The sequence below is a fragment of the Aliterella sp. E5.1 genome (assembly GCF_057473825.1).
Window position 1 is genome coordinate 1 of sequence record NZ_JBYCCV010000306.1, and the last position, 1,862, is coordinate 1,862.

At 41.1% G+C, this 1,862-nt stretch carries 3 protein-coding genes and 1 pseudogene; 2 read left to right on the forward strand and 2 right to left on the reverse strand.

Features of this window, described 5'->3' with window-relative positions:
• A pseudogene (locus tag AC2VE5_RS26580) lies at window positions 1-117 on the forward strand (IS1 family transposase); the annotation flags it as partial.
• 439 nt (window positions 118-556) lie between these two features.
• On the opposite strand, the gene AC2VE5_RS26585 reads toward AC2VE5_RS26580, so the two are convergent.
• Window positions 557-1,102 (reverse strand): hypothetical protein, encoded by a 546-nt coding sequence (locus tag AC2VE5_RS26585; protein WP_486890544.1) that lies wholly within the window; start codon window positions 1,100-1,102, stop codon window positions 557-559.
• Between the two features lie 34 nt (window positions 1,103-1,136).
• On the reverse strand, window positions 1,137-1,637 hold the full coding sequence (locus AC2VE5_RS26590; RefSeq protein WP_486890546.1) for a hypothetical protein: 501 nt from the start codon (window positions 1,635-1,637) through the stop codon (window positions 1,137-1,139).
• A 56-nt stretch (window positions 1,638-1,693) separates the two neighbouring features.
• Between AC2VE5_RS26590 and AC2VE5_RS26595 the strand changes: the two genes are divergently transcribed.
• Window positions 1,694-1,862: transposase (locus AC2VE5_RS26595; protein ID WP_486887409.1), on the forward strand; the 169-nt coding region annotated here is incomplete at its 3' end.

Consider the following 1,862-nt stretch of genomic DNA (forward strand, 5'->3'; position numbering starts at 1 on the left):
TACTTCAATTGGATTTGGCAGCATAGTCGGTTCAAGTCCACTGCCGCACAACGAGCAGGATTAACCTCTCGACCATGGACTTGGAATGATATCGTGACCTATCCCACAATAATCTGACGCACTACCCAATAGAATAAGAAGCATAAATCGCTTATCTCAAAACTTGACCAGCGTCTAGCTTTGTTTATTTTTACAAACTGTATCGGTTGCTTATTTCGTGTTTTTTATAATTTATAAATACCTTTTGAATCTATAGAATTCATTTGACATTTTTTACTAAGATGAAGTAAGGTCATCAAGTAACGGCTCAGACGTGTTGATAAGGTTATTAAATTAGCAGTCCAAACTCATAACGGTTGATAAATAACCCGTAATCGGTTTGTTCATTAATCGCTATGAGTTTGATCTAAAGATTTAATCCCTGACTCATATCTTGCACCTATTGGTAGCTAAACCAGACTGTCACCTGCCTGGCGCACTTTCAATTAAAGGTAGTGCTGTTAATCACTTACTCCGCCTAATGAACTGTTTTTGACAGATTCCGTCGAACTTACGTTTATATAACAAGTTTAGTAACTAGTAGGATACCATCTGCTGCCCTTAAAATAATGTACCCTTTTGTGAAAGTAGGAGTAGATGTTGGGACTTCTTTCTGAGATGGTCGTCGATGATTTCTCCGCTTAAAAGTCCCAGAAATTTCTATTACCCGAACCGGAGTATTAAAAAGTTGATCGTCTTCTTCTATAGGCTCTAATAGTTGTTGCCGAGCTTCTTTATAGCTCATTAAACTAACCTTAATGACTTTTGGGTTAGTTGCTTTAAAGTCAATTACTGCTAATTTGAGTGCTTTCTCTGCTGCAACTTGTTCACCGATATCAGCAGTCGGGTTGGCTGGAGGTGGAAACCCTGGTAACGGATCGGTGTTTACAGGAGGTAATTGGCGTTTAGCATCTTCAGGATTTGGTGCTGGTCTTATAGGAAGAGAATTCATAAGAATAGGTTGAGAACCTGACTGGCTGTTTTGGGCTTCGGCTTGCCTCTCACATGAAGATGTAAGAAATCCAATTGCTAATAAAGCGATAGTTGAAATTAGTATCTTCATAATATCAATTCTTTCATGAGATTGTTAACAACATTTATGGCATTTTGGTTTCAGCAGAAAATGGTCGGTTTACCCAATAAATGCTAGCGGGAGGGTCATTATACAAACTAGGGTTGGAGCAGCCCTGCCATGTAAAATTGCTGAGTGTGGCATACTGCAACCCATATACAGGAGCTCTAGGGCTGTAGTTTCTGTCACTGGTACTTTCTAAACCAGCCTCTGTACCGCTATAACTTGGTCCTCCTATATTGGCAGCCTCCCCTATTTTCACACCTCCAAAATAGAAATTCCAGTATTTAGTGCTGCGGTTCCACGCTATTTCGAGTTCCTTGTAACTGCCAATTGCTACATAGCCCTTAACAATATATGTAGCCGATGTTGGGGTATAGCTAGCCCAGTAGTAAGCAGTATCTTCGCTCCTAGCAGGTTCTTTATCATAGCCAACTTCGACCCATGCACCTGTACCAGTTCCGAGCCAAAGCGGATGAGCAACAAATCCACCAACCGAAGCATCAGCAGGGTCTATAGAACCCATTTGACATCTTTCCCTGGAAGGAAGTAACGTTAAGGCAAAAACATAATGCAGATGCCATGCCGTACCAGAGCAGCCTCACCGACGAAGAGTGGAAAATAATAGAACCTTTACTACCTAAGATCCTACCGCCGAAGAAGCAAACAAGACCTTCTAACTGGAGCAAGCGCGAAATCTTGGATGGCATCTTTTATCAACTGAAAAATGGTTGTAACTGGCAAGACTTGC

Coding starts and splice junctions, on each gene's coding strand:
- AC2VE5_RS26585 (WP_486890544.1), bottom strand. CDS start 1,102: ATGAAGATACTAATTTCAACTATCGCTTTATTAGCAATTGGATTTCTT.
- AC2VE5_RS26590 (WP_486890546.1), bottom strand. CDS start 1,637: ATGGGTTCTATAGACCCTGCTGATGCTTCGGTTGGTGGATTTGTTGCT.